The sequence below is a fragment of the Arthrobacter sp. genome, assembly GCF_031988865.1.
Taxonomy (GTDB): Bacteria; Actinomycetota; Actinomycetes; order Actinomycetales; family Micrococcaceae; genus Arthrobacter_B.
Genome location: NZ_DALZXY010000040.1, coordinates 1 through 18,739, shown reverse-complemented (window position 1 = coordinate 18,739; position 18,739 = coordinate 1). Strand labels below are relative to the sequence as shown.

13 protein-coding genes and 1 pseudogene are annotated in these 18,739 nt (G+C 64.1%); 5 read left to right on the top strand and 9 right to left on the bottom strand.

All coding sequences use genetic code 11. The features are described from left to right. Nucleotides 1-105: 105 nt before the first annotated feature. The 4 genes from uvrA to RTN46_RS09085 form a co-directional block, all read right to left on the bottom strand. The gene (uvrA, locus tag RTN46_RS09100; RefSeq protein ID WP_312180727.1) at nucleotides 106-3,000 is read right to left on the bottom strand and encodes an excinuclease ABC subunit UvrA; all 2,895 of its coding nucleotides are present in this window, start codon (nucleotides 2,998-3,000) and stop codon (nucleotides 106-108) included. Between the two features lie 54 nt (nucleotides 3,001-3,054). Continuing rightward, a complete protein-coding gene (locus RTN46_RS09095; RefSeq protein ID WP_312180726.1) occupies nucleotides 3,055-3,432 on the bottom strand; it encodes a GntR family transcriptional regulator in 378 nt (125 codons plus the stop codon). A 118-nt stretch (nucleotides 3,433-3,550) separates the two neighbouring features. Then, nucleotides 3,551-5,473: an ABC transporter ATP-binding protein gene (locus RTN46_RS09090; protein ID WP_312180725.1), complete on the bottom strand. Its 1,923-nt coding sequence runs from the start codon at nucleotides 5,471-5,473 to the stop codon at nucleotides 3,551-3,553. Then, the gene (locus RTN46_RS09085; RefSeq protein WP_312180724.1) at nucleotides 5,470-7,203 is read right to left on the bottom strand and encodes an ABC transporter ATP-binding protein; all 1,734 of its coding nucleotides are present in this window, start codon (nucleotides 7,201-7,203) and stop codon (nucleotides 5,470-5,472) included. Before RTN46_RS09085 ends, RTN46_RS09090 begins: the two co-directional genes overlap by 4 nt. Before the next feature lie 135 nt (nucleotides 7,204-7,338). On the opposite strand from RTN46_RS09085, the gene RTN46_RS09080 reads away from it, so the two are divergent. Further along, nucleotides 7,339-7,986 carry an MBL fold metallo-hydrolase gene (locus tag RTN46_RS09080; RefSeq protein ID WP_312180723.1) on the top strand — a complete coding sequence of 216 codons (648 nt, stop codon included), beginning with the start codon at nucleotides 7,339-7,341 and terminating at the stop codon, nucleotides 7,984-7,986. 21 nt (nucleotides 7,987-8,007) lie between these two features. Here RTN46_RS09080 and RTN46_RS09075 read toward each other — a convergent pair whose 3' ends face one another. Further along, complete coding sequence (locus tag RTN46_RS09075; protein WP_312180722.1) at nucleotides 8,008-8,784, bottom strand: trans-aconitate 2-methyltransferase; 777 nt, start codon at nucleotides 8,782-8,784, stop codon at nucleotides 8,008-8,010. 69 nt (nucleotides 8,785-8,853) lie between these two features. On the opposite strand from RTN46_RS09075, the gene RTN46_RS09070 reads away from it, so the two are divergent. The 4 genes from RTN46_RS09070 to RTN46_RS09055 are packed head-to-tail and all read left to right on the top strand — an operon-like array spanning nucleotide 8,854 to nucleotide 14,448. After that, a complete protein-coding gene (locus RTN46_RS09070) occupies nucleotides 8,854-11,394 on the top strand; it encodes a DUF3516 domain-containing protein (protein ID WP_312180720.1) in 2,541 nt (846 codons plus the stop codon). A 7-nt stretch (nucleotides 11,395-11,401) separates the two neighbouring features. After that, the gene (locus RTN46_RS09065) at nucleotides 11,402-11,887 is read left to right on the top strand and encodes a GNAT family N-acetyltransferase (protein WP_312180745.1); all 486 of its coding nucleotides are present in this window, start codon (nucleotides 11,402-11,404) and stop codon (nucleotides 11,885-11,887) included. 41 nt (nucleotides 11,888-11,928) lie between these two features. Beyond that, nucleotides 11,929-13,188, top strand: coding sequence for an alpha/beta fold hydrolase (locus RTN46_RS09060; RefSeq protein WP_312180743.1), 1,260 nt, complete (start codon nucleotides 11,929-11,931; stop codon nucleotides 13,186-13,188). Nucleotides 13,189-13,242: 54 nt separating this feature from the next. Next, complete coding sequence (locus RTN46_RS09055) at nucleotides 13,243-14,448, top strand: polysaccharide pyruvyl transferase family protein (protein WP_312180718.1); 1,206 nt, start codon at nucleotides 13,243-13,245, stop codon at nucleotides 14,446-14,448. Between the two features lie 30 nt (nucleotides 14,449-14,478). On the opposite strand, the gene RTN46_RS09050 is transcribed toward RTN46_RS09055, so the two are convergent. From RTN46_RS09050 to RTN46_RS09035, 4 genes and pseudogenes are all read right to left on the bottom strand, one after another. Beyond that, nucleotides 14,479-14,856 carry an SHOCT domain-containing protein gene (locus tag RTN46_RS09050; protein ID WP_312180716.1) on the bottom strand — a complete coding sequence of 126 codons (378 nt, stop codon included), beginning with the start codon at nucleotides 14,854-14,856 and terminating at the stop codon, nucleotides 14,479-14,481. A gap of 423 nt (nucleotides 14,857-15,279) precedes the next feature. Next, nucleotides 15,280-16,275: pseudogene (locus tag RTN46_RS09045) on the bottom strand (TerC family protein); the annotation flags it as partial. Between the two features lie 80 nt (nucleotides 16,276-16,355). After that, the gene (uvrB, locus tag RTN46_RS09040; protein ID WP_312180714.1) at nucleotides 16,356-18,434 is read right to left on the bottom strand and encodes an excinuclease ABC subunit UvrB; all 2,079 of its coding nucleotides are present in this window, start codon (nucleotides 18,432-18,434) and stop codon (nucleotides 16,356-16,358) included. An 82-nt stretch (nucleotides 18,435-18,516) separates the two neighbouring features. Then, on the bottom strand, nucleotides 18,517-18,739 hold a 223-nt coding region (locus RTN46_RS09035), incomplete at its 5' end, for a hypothetical protein (protein WP_312180712.1).

The following is an 18,739-nucleotide window of genomic DNA, read 5'->3' as shown; positions in this document are numbered from 1 at the left end:
CAGGCGCCGGTGCGAAAAAGGCATAACGCGCCGGGAATATGTCTTCCGGTTTTGGGGAGCCGGGCGGGGCCCGGCTCCCATGCCCTCAGGCCAGGGCGGACGGTGTCAGTTGAGGATTTCCGCCAGGAACCTGCCGGTGTGGCTGGCGGGTGTCTTGGCTACCTTCTCGGGCGTGCCGGAGGCAACAACCTGGCCACCGCCGGTTCCGCCGTCGGGCCCCAGATCGACGATCCAGTCCGCGCTCTTGATGACGTCCAGATTGTGCTCAATCGTGATGACGGTGTTGCCCTTCTCCACCAGTCCCTGCAGGACCATCAGCAGCTTGCGCACATCCTCGAAGTGCAGGCCCGTGGTCGGTTCATCCAGCACGTACGCGCTGCGGCCGTTGGAGCGCTTCTGCAGCTCAGCTGCCAGCTTCACGCGCTGCGCCTCACCGCCGGAGAGGGTGGTCGCGGGCTGCCCAAGGCGAACGTATCCCAGGCCGACATCCACCAGGGTGTTGAGGTGGCGCGCAATCGGGCTGAAGGCCGCGAAGAACTCCGCGGCTTCCGAGATCGGCATGTTCAGGACCTCGGCGATGTTCTTGCCCTTGTAGTGGACTTCCAGGGTTTCCCGGTTGAACCGGGCGCCGTGGCAGACCTCGCACGGGACGTAAACGTCCGGCAGGAAGTTCATTTCGATCTTCAGGGTGCCGTCGCCGTGGCAGGACTCGCAGCGTCCGCCCTTAACGTTGAAGGAGAACCGGCCGGGGAGGTAGCCGCGAACCTTGGCCTCATTGGTCTCGGCGAAGAGCTTCCGGATGTGGTCGAAAACGCCCGTGTAGGTGGCCGCGTTGGAGCGCGGGGTACGCCCGATGGGGCTCTGGTCAACGTGGATGACCTTGTCCAGGTGCTCCAGCCCGTCCACCCGGGTGTGCCGCCCGGCAACGTGCTTGGCGCCGTTGAGCTTGCTGGCGAGGACGCGGTACAGGATGTCGTTGATGAGGGTGGACTTGCCCGATCCGCTCACACCGGTGACCGCGGTGAAGACGCCCAGCGGAATGCTGACGTCGAGGTTGCGCAGGTTGTTCTCCCGAGCGCCCACGATTTTCAGCTGGCGGGACTTTTCGATCTTGCGCCGCTTGGCCGGGATCTCGATCTTCCGCCGTCCGGACAGATAGTCGCCGGTAATGGACCGGGTGTTGGTCAGCAGCTCGGACAACGGGCCGGAGTGGACGATTTCGCCGCCGGCCTCCCCCGCCCCGGGTCCGACGTCCACAACCCAGTCGGCCTCATGGATGGTGTCTTCGTCGTGCTCCACAACGATCAGCGTGTTGCCCAGGTTGCGCAGCCGGGCCAGGGTCTCGATCAGCCGCCGGTTATCCCGCTGGTGCAGGCCGATTGAGGGCTCGTCAAGGACGTAAAGCACGCCCACCAGGCCCGAGCCGATCTGGGTGGCAAGACGGATGCGCTGCGCTTCGCCGCCGGAGAGGGTGGCGGCCGGACGGTCCAGGCTCAGGTAGTCCAGGCCGACGTCGAGCAGGAACGTGAGGCGCGCCTGGATCTCCTTGAGCACCTGCTCACCGATCTTCGCTTCGCGCGGGGTCAGGACCAGGTTCTCGAAGAAGTCCGCCGCGTCGCGCAGCGGCATGGCACTGGCTTCGGCAATGTTGCGCCCGTTGATCAGCACCGAGAGGGACGCAGGGTTCAGCCGGGCGCCGCCGCATTCGGGGCACGGGGTTTCCCGCATGTACTCCTCGTAGCGGTCCCGCGAACTTTCGGACTCGGTTTCCTGGTGCTTGCGCTGGATGTAGCCGATCACGCCTTCGAAGCCCGTGCTGTATTTGCGTTCGCGGCCGAACCGGTTCTTGTACTGGACAACAACCTTGTGGTCCTTGCCGTGCAGCACGGCCTCGCGTGCCTTCGGGGGCAGCTTCTTCCACGGGACATCCATGGAGAAGCCCATGTCCTTGGCCAGGCCGTCGAGCAGCCGGTTCCAGTACTCCGTCGTGGCCGTGCCCATGGACCACGGCGCGATAGCGCCGGCCGCGAGGCTCAGGTTTGGGTTGGGGACAACAAGTTCTTCATCCACTTCCAGCCGTGAGCCAATGCCCGTGCAGACCGGGCAGGCACCGAACGGGTTATTGAAGGAGAAGGACCGCGGCTCGATTTCATCGATGGCCAGCGGGTGCTCGTTCGGGCAGGCGAGGTGTTCGGAGAAGGACCGGGTCCGTTCGGGGCTGGCCTCCTCGACGTCGACGAAGTCTGCGAGGACGCGGCCGTCTGCCAGTCCCAGTGCGGTCTCCACCGAGTCGGTGAGCCGCTGCCGGATGCCTTCCTTGGCGACCAGGCGGTCGATGACGACCTCGATGGTGTGCTTGTACTGTTTGCCGAGCTTCGGCGGGTCGGAGAGCTGGATCAGCTTGCCGTCGACCTTGGCCCGGGAGTAGCCCTTCGCCGCGAGGTCCTTGAACAGGTCAACGAACTCTCCCTTGCGGCCCCGGACCACCGGCGCGAGGATCTGGTAGCGGGTGCCGTCTTGAAGTTCGAGGAGCTGGTCAGTGATCTGCTGCGGGGTCTGCCGGCTGACCGGCTCACCGCAGACGGGGCAATACGGGGTGCCCACGCGCGCCCAGAGCAGGCGCATGTAGTCATGGATCTCGGTGATCGTGCCGACGGTGGAGCGCGGGTTCTTGCTGGTGGACTTCTGGTCGATGGACACTGCCGGCGACAGGCCTTCGATGAAGTCGACGTCGGGCTTGTCCACCTGCCCAAGGAACATCCGCGCGTAGGAGGAGAGCGATTCCACATACCGGCGCTGGCCCTCGGCAAAGATCGTGTCGAATGCCAGGGAGGACTTACCGGAGCCTGAGAGGCCGGTGAAAACGATCATCGCGTCCCGGGGCAGGTCCAGGTCAACGTTGCGGAGGTTGTGTTCCCTGGCTCCCTTAACGATCAGGCGCGAAAGGTCGCCGCCGGGGTGCGGTGTTTGGCCAGGGGTGAGTGAAGTCGCGGTAGACACGCTTTCCACTCTAGAACAATCCCAACTCGAACATGTCTTCGAGGGCGGCCGTGTTCACCCGTGGCGTAGGGCTGCCTCCACATAGGACAGGGCCGTCTTAGGGTCCATCCCGTTTGCCTTTACCGTGTGAGCGAAAACGCGGGCAGCTTCAGCCACCCGGCGCTGGCCGTTATCCCCGGATGCCGCCACGACGGTGCCGGCCCGGGACCGGGTGGTGACCACTTCGGCCTGTTCAAGTTCCCGGTATGCCCGGGCGACCGTGTTGACCGCGAGGCCCAGCTGCGCTGCAAGCGTCCGGACGGGAGGAAGCCGGGTGCCGACCGGCAGGCTGCCGTCATTGGCGGCGTCGAGGATCTGCAGCCTCAGCTGTTCGAACGGCGGCACGGAACTTGATCCGTCGATCCGCACCCAGGAGAGCACGCCGTCGTCCATGCCACCGCTTTCTATTTATTGCTGCTGCTTGTCACTGCCGGGCCTTACAGCCGAGCCGCCCTCCCACAGGTGCGGGGAGCCTCCTTCAATCCTGCCATGCGCGGGCGCGGCAGGCCGGTTACTCCGGCTGTTCGGCGGGCGTGGCTGGTTCGCTGAACTGGGACTGGTAGAGCTCCGCGTAGAAGCCGCCCGCGTCCAGGAGCGCCGCGTGAGTCCCCTGGTCCACGATTCTGCCGTCCCGGACGGCCAGGATTACGTCGGCGTCCCTGATCGTCGAGAGGCGGTGGGCGATCACAAAGGAGGTGCGCGCTTCGCGCAGTGCGCCCATCGCCTGCCGGATCGCGATTTCGGTGCGGGTGTCCACTGAGCTGGTGGCTTCGTCCAGCACCAGGATCGCGGGATTCGCCAGCCAGGCCCGGGCGATGGTGATCAGCTGCCGTTGCCCCTGGCTCAGGGACGCGCCGTCCGCCGTGAGGACGGTGGCATAGCCCTCCGGCAGCGAGCGCACGAAGTGGTCGACATACGTGGCCTTTGCCGCCGCAATCACCTGCTCTTCCGTGGCCCCCGGGGCGCCATAGGCCAGGTTCTCGAGAATGGTCCCCTCAAAGAGCCAGGCATCCTGGAGCACCATGCCGATGCTGCGGCGCACGTCGTCCCGGCGCATGTCCATGGTGTTGACGCCGTCGATAGTGATTTCCCCGGAGTCGATGTCGTAGAAGCGCATCAAGAGGTTCACAAGGGTGGTCTTGCCCGCCCCGGTTGGTCCCACGATTGCCACCGTCTGACCGGGCTTCGCTTCAAAGGACAGGTCCCTGATCAGCGGGGCGTCCGGAGAATAGGAGAAGGAAACGTTCCGGAACGCCACGTCACCGCGGACCTGGCGCAGTGCCACCGGGTTGACCGGATCCGGATTTTCCTCCCTCGCATCCAGGAGGGCGAAGACACGTTCGGCGGAGGCGACGCCGGACTGCAGCATGTTGATGAGCCCGCCCAGCTGCCCCAGCGGCTGACTGAACTGCCGGCTGTACTGCACAAACGCCTGCACGCTGCCGATGGACAGCGCACCGCCCGCCACCTGGATTCCCCCCACAACGGCGACGGCTACGTAGTTGAGGTTCGAAATGAAGATCATGGTCGGCATGATGATGCCGGAGACGAACTGCGCCCGGAAGGTCGAGGAATACAGTCGCTCGTTGGCGGGGGCGAACCCTTCCACGACGCGTTCCTGCTGCCCAAAGGCCTTCACGACGTCCTGTCCGGTGAACATCTCCTCGATATAGCCGTTGACCTCGCCGGTGGTCTTCCACTGTGCCTTGAACTGGACCTGCGAGCGCCGGGCGACCAGGACGGTCACCAGGGCGGAGACGGGAACGGTGACGACGGCGATCAGGGCGAGGAGCGGCGAGATCCACAGCATCATGCCCATCACCCCGATGATGGTCAGTACCGACGTGATCACCTGGGTGATGCTCTGCGAGAGTGTCTGCGCCAGGTTGTCGATGTCATTGGTGACGCGGCTCAGCACATCTCCACGTGACTCCCGCTGGAAATGGGACATTGGCAGGCGGAAGAGCTTGGCATCCACATCACGCCGCAGCCGGTACATGGCATTCTGCACGATCCGGGCCGTCACCCGTGCCTGTGCCCACCCGAAGAAGAAGGAAGCGACGTAGATCGCCAGCACTCCGAGCAGCAGCGCCCCCAGGGTGTTGAAGTCGATGCCTTGGCCGGGAACGGCATCCATGGCCGCGAGCATGTCTGCCAGCTGCTGCTCCCCCGCCGCGCGCAGGGCCTCTACCTGCTGGTCCTTGGAAACGCCTGGGGCCAGCGAGGCGCCGATCACGCCGTCGAAAATCACGTTCGTGGCGTCGCCCAGCACCTTGGGTGCGGTAACCGCGAGCGCCACGGAGACAACGGCGCAGGCGGTTACGACGGCGACCCGCCAGGTGTCCGGTGACAGCAGCTTCAGCAGGCGTGCGGCGGAGGACCTGAAGTTCACCGGCTTGGCGGCCGGAGCGCCGCGGCCTCCGGGGGTGCTCACAGTGCCTCCTCGGGGGTGAGCTGGGACGCGACGATCTCCTGGTAGGTGGGGTTGGAGCCCATCAGGTCCAGATGGCTGCCAATCCCGGCGATCCGCCCCTCCTCCAGGACGACGATCCGCGCGGCATCGGTGATCGTGTTGACGCGCTGGGCCACGACAAGGACCGTGGCTCCGCCGGTGCGCTCCTTCAGCGCTGCCCGCAGCCTCGCATCGGTCGCGAAGTCCAGGGCCGAGAAGCTGTCGTCGAAGAGATAGATGGACGGCTGGACCACCAGTGCGCGGGCAATCGCCAGCCGCTGGCGCTGCCCGCCGGAGAAGTTGGCGCCGCCCTGCTCCACCGCATAGTCGAGTCCGCCTTCGGCAGCCCGTACGAAGCCGGCGGCCTGGGCGATTTCCAGCGCCTCCCAGAGTTCCTCATCCGTGGCCTGCGGCTTACCGAAGCGCAGGTTGGTGGCTATGGTTCCGGAGAAGAGGTGCGCCCGCTGCGGCACCAGTCCGATCCCGCTGCGCAGGGAGTGCAGGGTGACGCCTGCCGCGTCCTGCCCGTCGATGCTGATCGTTCCTGCCGTTGGGTCGAGCAGCCGGGGTACCAGGTTCAGCAGAGTGGACTTTCCGGCGCCCGTGGACCCGATGATCGCCGTCGTCTGCCCCGGCAGCGCCTCGAAGCTGATGCCCTGCAGCACCGGGGCTTCGGCGCCGGGGTACGTGAAGCCGACGTCGGTGAACGCCAGCCGCCCGCCGTCGTACACCAGCGTCCTCGCATCGGGGGCGTCCCGGACGGTGGTCTCGGTATCGAGCACCTCGTAGATCCGCTCGGCACAGACTGCGGCGCGGGGCAGCATCATGATCATGAACATGGACATGATCACGGCCATCAGGATCTGCATGATGTAGGCGATGAACGCCGTGAGGGCGCCGATCTGCATCTGGCCTGCGTCGATCCGGAAGGCACCGAACCACACGACGGCAACGGTGGCGAGGTTCGCCACCAGCATGGCGGCCGGGAACAGCAGGGCCAGATACTGCGCGACCCGCAGCTGCGTCCCGGTGAGGTCGGTGTTGGCGCCGTCGAACCGCTGTTTCTCCGTTCTCTCCCTCACAAAGGCGCGGATAACGGCGATACCCATGATCTGTTCCCGCAGGACTCCGTTGACCCGGTCGATCTGGCGCTGCGCCCGGCGGAAGAGCGGCACCAGCCGGCGCAGGATCAGGAGGATGATCACGAAGAGTATGGGAAGGATCAGCAGCAGGATGGCGGACAGCGGGATGTCCTGGTTCAGGGCCAGCAGTACTCCGCCCACACCCATGATTGGTGCCGAGACCATCATGGTCATGGTGAGCAAGAGGGTCATCTGCACCTGCTGCACGTCATTGGTGGTGCGGGTGATCAGCGACGGCGGGCCGAATATACCGACCTCGCGGCTGGAGAACGTTTCCACGTTGGTGAACAGGGCGCCGCGCACATTCCGGCCCACCCGCATGGCCGTGCGCGCCGCGTAGTAGGTCGCCGCCACCGAACAGAGAACCTGCGCGGCCGTGACGGCCAGCATCCAGGTGCCAATCGAGAGGATTGCCCCGATGTCCCCTTTCACCACGCCCTGGTCAATGATGTCCGCGTTGAGAGTGGGCAGGAAAAGGGTGGCGGCGGTCTGCAGGAACTGCAGGATGATGACGGCGGCAACAGCACCCTTGAAGGGCGCCAGGTTTTCTCGAGCAAGCCTAACGAGCACAAGTCCTCCCGGGGAAAGCCGGGGCTCTCCGCCGGCACCATCGAAACTACGCCCGGAACCGAAGGCTGGGCAAGGGTTAATCTGAGACGGTGTCCCTGGGCAACCTGGCACCGTGAGCCGCTTAGACTAGGCCGCATGTTGGATACGAAGAACGTCTCGATCAGAAGCGCGTCTGTGGGATCCATGGACAACAACGTCTATGTCCTCACCGCTAAGAACTCCGGCGCCCAGGTCCTCATCGACGCCGCCGACGATTTCCCACGCATACAAGCACTACTCGAATACGGCGCGGATGATCTCTATGGCGGCCCCGCGCAGGCGTCACTGCGGATGATCATCACCACGCACAGCCATTTCGACCATGTCCAGGCGCTCGCCGATACCGTCGCGGCCACAGGAGCCCGTACCGCCGCCGGCACCGAAGACATCCCGGATATTGCGGTGCCCACCGATGTGCCGCTGACACACGGCGATGTGCTGGATTTCGACGGCTTTGACCTGGAAGTAATCAGCCTGCGGGGACACACCCCGGGCTCCATAGCCCTGGTCTACCGGGATCCTGAGGGTCCGGCGCACCTGTTCACCGGGGACTCCCTGTTCCCGGGCGGTGTCGGCAACACGCAGAAGGATCCGCAGCGTTTCGAATCCCTGTTCAAAGACGTATTCGAACGTATCTTCGAATACCTGCCCGATGACACGATTGTCCACCCCGGCCACGGGCCCGGCACAACTCTCGGAGCGGAGCGGCCGCATCTGGCTGAGTGGAAGGAGCGCGGCTGGTAGCAGGCTGCCTGTGCTGAGCCGCTAGGCCTTCTGCGCAACCATAAAGATGCGCCGGAACGGAAAAACAGTGCCCCAGGCTTTGGCAGGATAGGCCCTGCGGAGCAGCTGCCCGTACTCGGCTTCGAAGGCGGCATAGTCAGCGGCGGGCAAGGCATCCATCACCGGACGCAGTGCTGTTCCCCGGACCCAGTTCAGCACCGGGTCCTCTCCGGTCAGCACCTGCTGATAGCTGGTCTCCCAAACATCGGGCTCCAGGCCGGCACCGAGGAGCAGTTCGAGGTACCGCTCCGGGTCGGAGACTGAGTCTTCGCCCCGGAGCACGCCCGCGAGCGCCGGCTCCCATCGCGGAGTCTGCGCCAGTTCCCGCATCAGCACGTGGGACAGTCCCCCGAAGTTGCCGGGAACCTGCACGGCAATCCAGGAACCGGGATCCAGTTGCTTTGCCCAGCGTTCCAGGAGCTCCTCATGGCCGGGAACCCACTGCAGGGCGGCGTTGGAGACCAGCACGCCTGGACCGGGCTCCGGATCCCAGTCCTGGATCGACCGCCGCGCGAAGGTGAGGTTGCCCGGCACACCGGCCATCCCGCGCGCCTCGCGCACCATGTCCTCCGAAGAATCCAGTCCCGTGACGGCAGCGTCCGGCCACCGGCCGGCCAGTACCGCAGTCAGCGCTCCGGTTCCACAGCCCAGGTCCGTCACCCAGGCCGGATCGCCTGCTCCGATCCTGGCGACGAGATCGAAAAATGGCCGATCCCTTTGGGTGGAGAACTGCGAGTACTTTTCCGGGTCCCATTTCATGCCGCGAGCGTAGCAGGGTGCCGCCCCGCGGAACGGCAGTTTTGCGCACCCGGTTAGGCTGGTTATGAGATGAAATTACTTGAGCAGCTGCCTTCCGGGCCCACCGCCACCCGCACCGTCGATCCGGATGAGCTTTACACCTCCTTCCTGGAATGGGTCGAAAGCCGCGGCATGTCCCTGTACCAGGCCCAGGATGAGGCCGTGATGGAGCTGGTCTCCGGCCACAACGTCATTCTGGCGACCCCTACCGGGTCCGGGAAGTCCATGGTCGCGATCGCGGCGCACTTCTACGCCATGGCCCTGGACGAGCGCAGCTACTACACCGCGCCCATCAAGGCACTGGTCTCGGAAAAGTTCTTCGCGCTCTGCGACATCTTCGGTGCGGAAAACGTCGGGATGGTCACTGGTGACTCCTCGGTGAATAAGGACGCCCCGATCATCTGCTGCACGGCCGAGATCCTGGCCAACATCGCCCTGCGTGAGGGGCCGGATGCCGACGTCGGAACTGTCATCATGGACGAGTTCCACTTCTACTCCGACCCGCAGCGCGGCTGGGCCTGGCAGGTTCCGCTGCTGGAGCTGCCGCAGACCCAGTTCCTGCTGATGTCCGCCACCCTGGGCGACATGACCCGGATCGCCACGGACCTCTCCGAGCTGACCAACCGGGACACTGTCACGGTCACCTCCGTGGAGCGGCCGATTCCACTGCACTACTACTACGTTGAAACCCCGGTGCAGGAATCCCTGGAAGAACTGCTGGCCACCAAGCAGGTCCCGGTCTATGTGGTCCACTTCAGCCAGATCGAAGCGATCGACCGTGCCCAGGCCCTGATGAGCATCAATGTCTGCACCCGGGAGGAAAAGGACCGGATCGCCGAGCTGATCGCCGGCTTCCGTTTCGCCCCCGGCTTCGGAAAAACGCTGAACCGGCTGGTCCGCCACGGCATCGGCGTCCACCACGCGGGCATGCTGCCGAAGTACCGCCGGCTTGTGGAACAGCTGGCGCAGGCCGGACTGCTGAAGGTCATCTGCGGCACCGACACCCTCGGCGTCGGCATCAACGTACCGATCCGGACGGTCCTGATCACCGCGCTGAGCAAGTACGACGGCGTGCGCACCCGGCCGCTGAACGTCCGGGAGTTCCACCAGATCGCCGGACGCGCGGGCCGCGCGGGCTACGACACTGCCGGGACCGTCGTCGTCCAGGCTCCGGAACACGTGATCGAAAATGCCAAGGCGATGGCCAAGGCCAAGGCCAAGTTCGGTGATGACCAGAAGAAACTGCGGCAGGTCGCAAAGAAGAAGCCGCAGGCCGGGTTTGTCTCCTGGGGGGAGCCCACCTTCACCAAGCTGGTGGAGGGCACCCCGGAGCCGCTGACCTCCAGCTTCAACGTCACCCACGCCATGCTGCTGAACCTCCTCGAGCGCCCGGGTGATCCGTTCCGTGCCGCCAAGCACCTGCTCACCCACAACCATGAGTCCCGTTCCTCCCAGCTGAAGCTCATGCGCAAGGCCCTGGGCATCTACCGTGAGCTGAAGACGGCCGGGATCGTCGAGAAACTTCCCGCCCCGGAGCCCGACGGCCGCCAGGTCCGGCTCAAGGTCCACCTGCAGCCGAACTTCGCGCTTAACCAGCCGCTCTCACCGTTCGCGATGGCAGCACTGGAAATCCTCGATCCGGAGAGCCCGTCCTACGCCCTGGATGTTGTCTCGGTCATTGAGGCAACGCTGGAGAAGCCCCGTCAGGTTCTCTCCGCCCAGGAGAAGAAGGCACGCGGCGAAGCCGTGGCCGCCATGAAGTCCGAGGGGATCGAGTACGACCAGCGGATGGCCCTGCTGGAGGAGGTCACCTACCCGCAGCCGCTCGCCGAACTGCTGTTCCAGTCATTTGAGGTCTACCGCAGCGGTGCCCCCTGGCTGGGCGACTTCGAGCTGACACCGAAGTCGATTGTGCGCGACATGTATGAGCGGGCCATGAGTTTCGGCGAATACGTGGCGTTCTACTCGCTGGCCCGCTCCGAGGGCGTGGTGCTGCGCTACCTTGCCGACTGTTACAAGGCCCTGCTGCAGACCGTGCCGCCTGAGGCGCTGCGCGAAGACCTTTCCGACATCATCGAATGGCTCGGAGAGCTGGTCCGCCAGACCGATTCCTCGCTGCTGGATGAGTGGGAGGAGCTGGCAGCCGGGATCGACTCATCCGCGGGCAGCGAACCGGTCCTCCCGCCGGCCCCGGACAAGCTCACCGCCAACACCCGGGCCTTCCGCGTGATGGTGCGCAACGAAATGTTCCAGCGGGTCAAGCTGTTCGCCGATGAGGACGACGCCGCATTGGGCACGCTCGACGGCGGCTCAGGCTGGGATGCTGACCGCTGGGCCGACGTGCTGGACGACTACTTCAACGAACACGAGGACATTGATGATGGCCCGGACGCCCGCGGACCACAGCTGCTGATCATCAAGGAAGTGCCCGGTAAGTGGGAGGTGCGGCAAATCTTCAAGGATCCGGCCGGTCACCTGGACTGGGGCATCAACGCGGAGGTGGATCTGGCCGCCTCGGATGAAGCAGGCAGCCCCGTCATCCGCGTGATCCATGCCGGACGCCTGGACTAGGCTGTTCATCATGCAGATCAGACCCGCCCGCAAAGAAGACGTTCCCGTGATCCTCGAACTCATCCATGAGCTCGCCATCTACGAAAAGGAACCGGACGCGGTAAAAAACACCCCGCAGGCGCTGGAGCAGCATCTGTTCGCCGAGCACCCCGCCGTGTTTGCACACGTGCTCGAGGACAACGGCGCCATCCAGGGTTTCGCCCTGTGGTTCCTGAACTACTCCACCTGGGAAGGGGTCCATGGGATCTGGCTTGAGGATCTCTACGTCCGCCCGGAGGGACGCGGCCGCGGCTACGGAAAGGCGCTCCTGCGCAATCTGGCGCAGCTCGCCGTCGAGCGCGGTTATGCCCGGGTGGAATGGTGCGTCCTGAACTGGAACGAGCCCTCCATCCAGTTCTACAAGTCCCTTGGCGCCGAACCCATGGATGAATGGACCACGTACCGGCTCTCCGGCGGCGCACTGGACGATTTCGGCGCACCGGCCGAGTCGTGAGCATTCCGCACACCGCGTCAGCCCCGGTTGCTGTCCGGGGCATGCGGGTGGTGGAGCACCGGTTCAGCGTGCCGCTGGACCATGCCTGGCCGGACAGCGAACAGATTACGGTTTTCGCCCGGGAATATTCCGACCCGGAGGTCGCCGGCGCCGAGGAACTGCCCTGGCTGCTGTACCTGCAGGGCGGTCCCGGCGGAAAGGGCAACCGGCTGCTGCAGTTCGGCGGCTGGACCAAGGCCGCTTCCCGCCGCTTCCGGATCCTGATGCTCGACCAGCGCGGCACCGGCCTCTCGACGCCGGCGAACCGGCAGACCCTGGCCGCGCGTGGAGACGCCGCCGCCCAGGCCGAGTACCTCACGCACTTCCGCGCCGATTCAATTGTCCGGGATGCCGAGCTTATCCGCACGGCGCTGGGCTCCGGACCGTGGAGCGTCTACGGTCAGTCCTTCGGCGGGTTCTGTGCCCTCACCTATCTGTCCTTCGCGCCCGCTGGGCTGAAGGAAGTGCTGGTCACGGGTGGGCTGGCACCGCTTACCGGGCCGGCCGACCGGGTCTACGAGGCCACCTTTGCACGGGTCGCTGCCCGCAACAGGGAGTACTTCGCCAAGTACCCCGCGGACCGGGAACTAACCACCCGGATTGCCCGGCACCTTGAGTCGGTCCCGGAATTCCTGCCCGACGGCGAACGGCTGACCGTGCGGCGCTTTCAGATGGCCGGATCCTTCCTGGGCGGCAACACCCGCATGGACGGGCTGCACCACCTGCTGGAGGACGCTTTCGTTGACACCGGGAACGGTCCGCGGCTTTCTGACACGTTCCTCACCGCCCTGTGGCATCTGGCAAACCGCTCCACCAATCCCCTGTATGCCCTGATGCACGAGTCGATCTACGGCCAGGGCCAGGCCACCGGCTGGGCTGCGGCCCGGGTCCTGCAGTCCCGTCCCGACTTCCTGCCGGAGGCAGCGCAGCCGCTGTACACCGGCGAGATGGTGTATCCCTGGTACTTCGACGAGGACCCGGCCCTGCGCCCGCTCAAGGATACGGCCGGGGTCCTCGCGGCGATGTCCGGCTGGCCGGCGCTCTATGACCTGGACCAGCTGGGCCGCAACACGGTCCCAGCTGCTGCCGCCGTCTACACGGACGACATCTACGTGGACCGGGAACTCTCCCTCGAGACCGCAGCGGCTATCCGCGGACTGCAGGTCTGGGAGAGCGCCGACTTCCATCATGACGGAATTGCCGACGACGGCGAGGGCATCTTCAACCGCCTGCTCGGCATGGTGCGCCCAGACCAGGATTAAACGTGCGAATGTGACGAAGTCTGCATTTCTTCGGTGTGAGGCTATTCTGTACACATGGCGCATCCGGTCTTGTACTTAATTGGCACTTCGGGTCACCCGAACTTTGGTGATGAATTCATTACGGCTTCCTGGCTCAGATATCTGGCCGAGGCCGCTCCCGAGGCGGAGGTATGGCTTGATTGCCCACAGCCGGGATCAGCGTCCACGCTATTTCATGGTTTACATCCACGACTGAATGTCACCAATACGCTCTGGCGTGCTGTCTTAGACTCCAGTCACCTGCCATTCGGGGAAATCGGAGCGCGGGTCCGTGAACTTGTTACCAATCTTGGCTCCCCAGCCTACGACCTTGGCCTGCTCAAGCTCCGGGAAGCTGGGTCGCTTCACCTGATTGGCGGCGGTTACCTCAACGGTGTCTGGCCCCATCACGCGGCGATTACGGACGGCATGAGGGCAGTGAAGGACATTACCGGTGCCCGGCTCTTTGCCACCGGACACGGTTTGATGCCCGTCATCACCGGCGGGGCAGATCCCCGGGCCGTCTTCAAGAATTTCAACTATGTATCTGTTCGAGATTCGAGCAGTGCGGAAACCTACAACGTTTCCCAAGGCATCGACGATGCTTTTCTTGGCGCACAGGATGAAATAGCACGGAACACCCCCGAAGCAAAAGGCCTGTTTGTCTGCATCCAGAATGACATGACCGACGCCGAAACTTTTGAAAAAGCTGTCACCGCAGTCCGGCCAATTATCGAACGGGCAATCAGCGATGGAAAACAGGTCAGCTACGTGGAAGCGATTCCCGGAGTTGATTACGCAGCCTTCGCGCTCCTGTCGGATTTGATTCCTGCCGACCGGTTTATTCCGTTTTCCCACATCTGGCAGCACGGGTTGCCTCTGGGGCCTGACCAGGAGTGGGTGACGACCAGGTACCATTTCCATTTGCTCGCGTCGGCTGCCGGGGCCAGCGGTATCGCCGTGGGCCTCAAGCCTGGAGACACCGATGTCCAACACCAGTCGCTGATCGATTTGGGCAGCGGCTGGACCTACGCCGGTGTCGACGAGATCGGGCCAGATCTGGAGGCCCGTTCCAGTGAAGGAACGCTGTCCCGGACATTGCTTGGCCTTGCCATCCGGAAGCGGACCGAAGCCGGCCGGCTCTATCCAGTCACCCCAGGGCCCGGACAGGGCAAGGGTGAGTCTTCCCGGACGGTCGGGGGGCTCCTCCGGCAGCGGCTCGGCTCTCCGCGCCGCCGCTGAGGGGTTATTGCCGTTCCGCAGACCTGACGGTCAGGCCAGCGCTTTGGCCTTGAGCTGGTCAAATTCTTCACGGGTGATGGCTCCGTCATCGAGCAGGGATTTTGCCGAACTGATCTGTTCGGCAGGGTTATGGGTTCCGGCGGTATGGCGGATGTATTCCGCTCTCTGGTGTTCTGCTTCGCTCATCCGGTGGGCGCTCCTTGCGGCCATGCCCTTGCCCCTGGCGATGACATATACGAGGGCCGTCAGGTACGGAACAAACAGAAGGAAGAAGATCCAGACCGCCTTTAGCCAGCCGTTCATGCTGTCATCACGGAAGAGGTCCGCGAAGATCTGGAACAGCAGCATCAGGTAGGCGAAGAGGAAAAACACCACGATGATTGACCATAGGACTTCAAAGAAGTTCATTGTTTGCTCCTCAGGAGCGTCAACGGAAACAAAATGACCCCTCAGGGGCCGTGAGTGTCCCCTCCCGGGCGGGAGGGAGGGTCGTTGTCAATGAAGGCTAACACCGCCGTCCCGCCCAGTCGTCGCCACCAGCCGAAACTGCCCCGGTACAGGCAAAAGCGGCCCGCCGGCCTATGACCGGGGAGCCGCCTTTGCATGGTGTGGCGCGTTGCCCTGCTACTGCTGAACGCTTCCGGGTCCACGCGGATCAGCCGCGCGGAACTGTTCCCGGGCATCGTCCGAGATCTCAGGAAGTTCAACATCAGGGCGGTCCTGGGAAGCCTTTTCGGCAGCGCGGTAGGTCTCCGAGACGTTGTCGTACGCCTGGATGAGCTCGTCCCGGGGAGCGTCCCCGTCCAGCCCGCGGTACGTTTTGATCGCGTTTTCCAGCGACGCGACGGCCTGGACCGCCTTGGCCTTCGGGCTGAGCAGGCTGGCCACGGTCGCGATGACGATGGTGCCAAGGATGACGGCCAGCGACACAAACGTGGGGATCTCCGGGGCCCAGGCCACCGATTCGCCGCCGTTGATGAAGGGGAGCTCGTTGACGTGCAGTGCGTGAAGGATCAGCTTGACGCCAATGAAGGCCAGGATGATCGACAGGCCGTGCTTGAGGTAGATGAGCCGGTCCATAAGTCCGCCCAGCAGGAAGTAGAGCTGGCGCAGGCCCATCAGTGCAAAGATGTTGGCGGTGAAGACGATGAACGCGCTTTGGGTGAGCCCGAAAATAGCCGGGATCGAGTCGACCGCGAACATCAGGTCTGTCACGCCGATCGTAATGAAGACGATCAGCATCGGCGTGAAGACCTTCTTGCCGTCGACGACCGTGCGGATTTTGCCCTGATCGAACTTCTCCGTCATGGGCAGGAAGCTGGTGAGCTTGCGGACCAGCTTGTTGTCGCTGCCCCCGTCCTCGTCTTCGCCGTTGTCTGTGGCCTGTTTGTACGCGGTCCACAGCAGGAAGGCGCCGAAGATGAAGAAGACCCAGCTGAAGTTCTCGATGACGGCGGCGCCGACCAGGATAAAGATGCCGCGCAGGATCAGGGCAATGATGATGCCGAACATCAGCACTTCCTGCTGGTACTTACGGGGTACCGCGAAGCGCGCCATGATGATGATGAACACGAACAGGTTGTCGATGCTCAGGCTGTACTCGGTGACCCAGCCCGCTATGAACTGGCTGCCGTATTCCGGCCCGGTGAAGACAAACATCATCGCAGCGAACAGCAGCGCCAGGCCAACGTAGAAACCGACCCACAGGCCGGCTTCCTTCATCGATGGTTCATGCGGCCGCTTGACGACCAGGAGAAGGTCGAACAGCAGGACAAGCCCCAGGATGATGAATGTGCCGACCTCGAAGGCGACAGGCAATGCTGGCATAAAAACAGACCTTTCGGAGCACGGAAAAGGCGGGGTGTTCCGGCTTATTGCCGGATTCCCACGCCGCCAAGAAGTCTATCTCAGGCGTGCCCGGCGTTTTGCATCTGGCGCAGTTCCTTCTTGAGGTCACCGACCTCATCGCGCAGCCGGGCGGCCAACTCAAACTGCAATTCCGCCGCAGCGGAATGCATCTGTTCCGTCAGCGACTCGATCAGCCCTGTGAGGTCTTCGGCAGGCGCGGTGGCCAGTCCGTCCTTCCGGGTGTTCTTGGCCTTGCCCTTCGTCTTCTTGCGGGCTGCCTCTTCCAGCAGCGCCTTCGTGTCCGCGTCCTCCCGGGCGAGGGAATCGGTAATGTCCGCGATCCGCTTGCGCAGCGGCTGCGGGTCCACGCCGCGTTCCTTGTTGTAGGCGACCTGGATTGCCCGGCGGCGGTTGGTCTCGTCAATGGCGTGCGCCATGGAATCCGTGATCCGGTCCGCATACATGTGCACCTCGCCGGAGACATTTCGGGCCGCTCGCCCGATCGTCTGAATCAGGGAGGTGGAACTGCGCAGGAAGCCTTCCTTGTCCGCATCCAGGATTGAAACCAGGGAGACTTCCGGAAGGTCGAGTCCCTCACGGAGCAGGTTGATTCCCACCAGCACGTCAAAGACACCCAGGCGCAGTTCGCGCAGCAGTTCCACTCGCCGGAGGGTGTCGACGTCGGAGTGCAGGTACTCGACCTTCACCCCGTTTTCCAGCAGGTAGCCGGTGAGGTCTTCGGCCATCCGCTTGGTCAGGGTGGTGACGAGCACGCGCTCGTCCTTCTCGGTACGCGTGCGGATTTCCGCCAGAAGGTCATCGATCTGGCCCTTGCTGGGTTTCACCACCACTTCGGGGTCCACGAGGCCGGTGGGCCGGATGATCTGTTCGACCACGCCGTCGGCCTTGCCAAGTTCATACTTGCCCGGGGTCGCCGAGAGGTAAACGGTCTGGCCGATGCGTTCGAGGAACTCGTCCCATTTCAGCGGCCGGTTGTCCATGGCCGACGGCAGGCGGAAACCGTGCTCGACCAGGGTCCGTTTGCGGGACATATCCCCTTCATACATGGCGCCGATCTGGGGAATCGTCACGTGGGACTCATCGACCACCAGCAGGAAATCGTCCGGGAAGTAGTCCAGCAGGCAGTGCGGGGCCGTGCCGGCACCTCGTCCGTCGATCCAGCGGGAGTAGTTTTCGATGCCGTTGCAGAAGCCCATCTGCTGCATCATCTCAAGGTCGTAGGTGGTGCGCATGCGCAGCCGCTGGGCCTCGAGCAGCTTGTTCTGGCCCTCAAGCTCCGCGAGCCGGTCACGAAGCTCGTCCTCGATGCCTTTGATGGCCCGGTTCATCCGTTCTGGCCCGGCCACGTAGTGCGAGGCGGGGAAGACGTACATCTCCTCCTCGTTGCGGATGAGGTCCCCGGTGAGCGGGTGAAGGGTCTGGATGCTTTCGATCTCGTCGCCGAAGAACTCGATGCGCAGCGCCTGTTCCTCGTACATCGGAATGATCTCGACAGTGTCACCGCGGACCCGGAAGGTTCCACGGTGGAAGTCCATGTCATTGCGCACGTACTGCATGGCCACGAAGCGGCGCAGCAGGTCGTCACGGTTCATTTCCATGCCGCGGCGCAGGGTCACCATGCCCTCGACATATTCTTCGGGGGTGCCCAGGCCGTAGATACAGGACACCGTGGCGACCACGATGACGTCGCGGCGTGTCAGCAGGGCGTTGGTCGCCGAGTGGCGCAGGCGTTCCACTTCCTCGTTGATGGAGGAGTCCTTCTCGATGAAGGTGTCCGTCTGCGGGACATATGCTTCGGGCTGGTAGTAGTCGTAGTAGGAAACGAAGTACTCAACAGCGTTGTTTGGCAGCAGTTCGCGGAACTCGTTGGCCAGCTGCGCGGCCAGTGTTTTGTTCTGCACCATGACCAGGGTTGGACGCTGAAGCTTCTCAACCAGCCAAGCCGTGGTGGCGCTTTTTCCGGTTCCGGTGGCGCCCATCAGGACGACGTCCTTTTCACCGGCCTGGATGCGTTCGGCCAGCTCCTTGATTGCTGTGGGCTGGTCGCCGGCGGGTTGGTAGTCGCTGACAACCTCGAATGGGGCAACAACGCGTTGGATGTCCTGAGCAAGACTCATGGGTTAAAAATACTCCGGCCTGCGGACAGCCTGTGTCCGCTTTGCTACGGGCTGAACGAATAAGGCTCCGGCAGGGCGGGCACTAAACCGCAGTTACGGTGATCTCCGCCGGCAGGAAGGGATCCGCGCTTCCGTGCTGTCCTGTGCCGGTGCCGGGGAACCCGGCGGCGGTCAGCGCAGCGGAGAGCGCCGGCAGTGCGGCTGCCGGTGCCGTGACACTTGCCTGGAGCATCCCGTCCGGACCGGCGTCGGCGGTAACCGCTGCGTCCGGGCCCACGGCGTGGCGGAGCCGGCGCGTCAAGCGG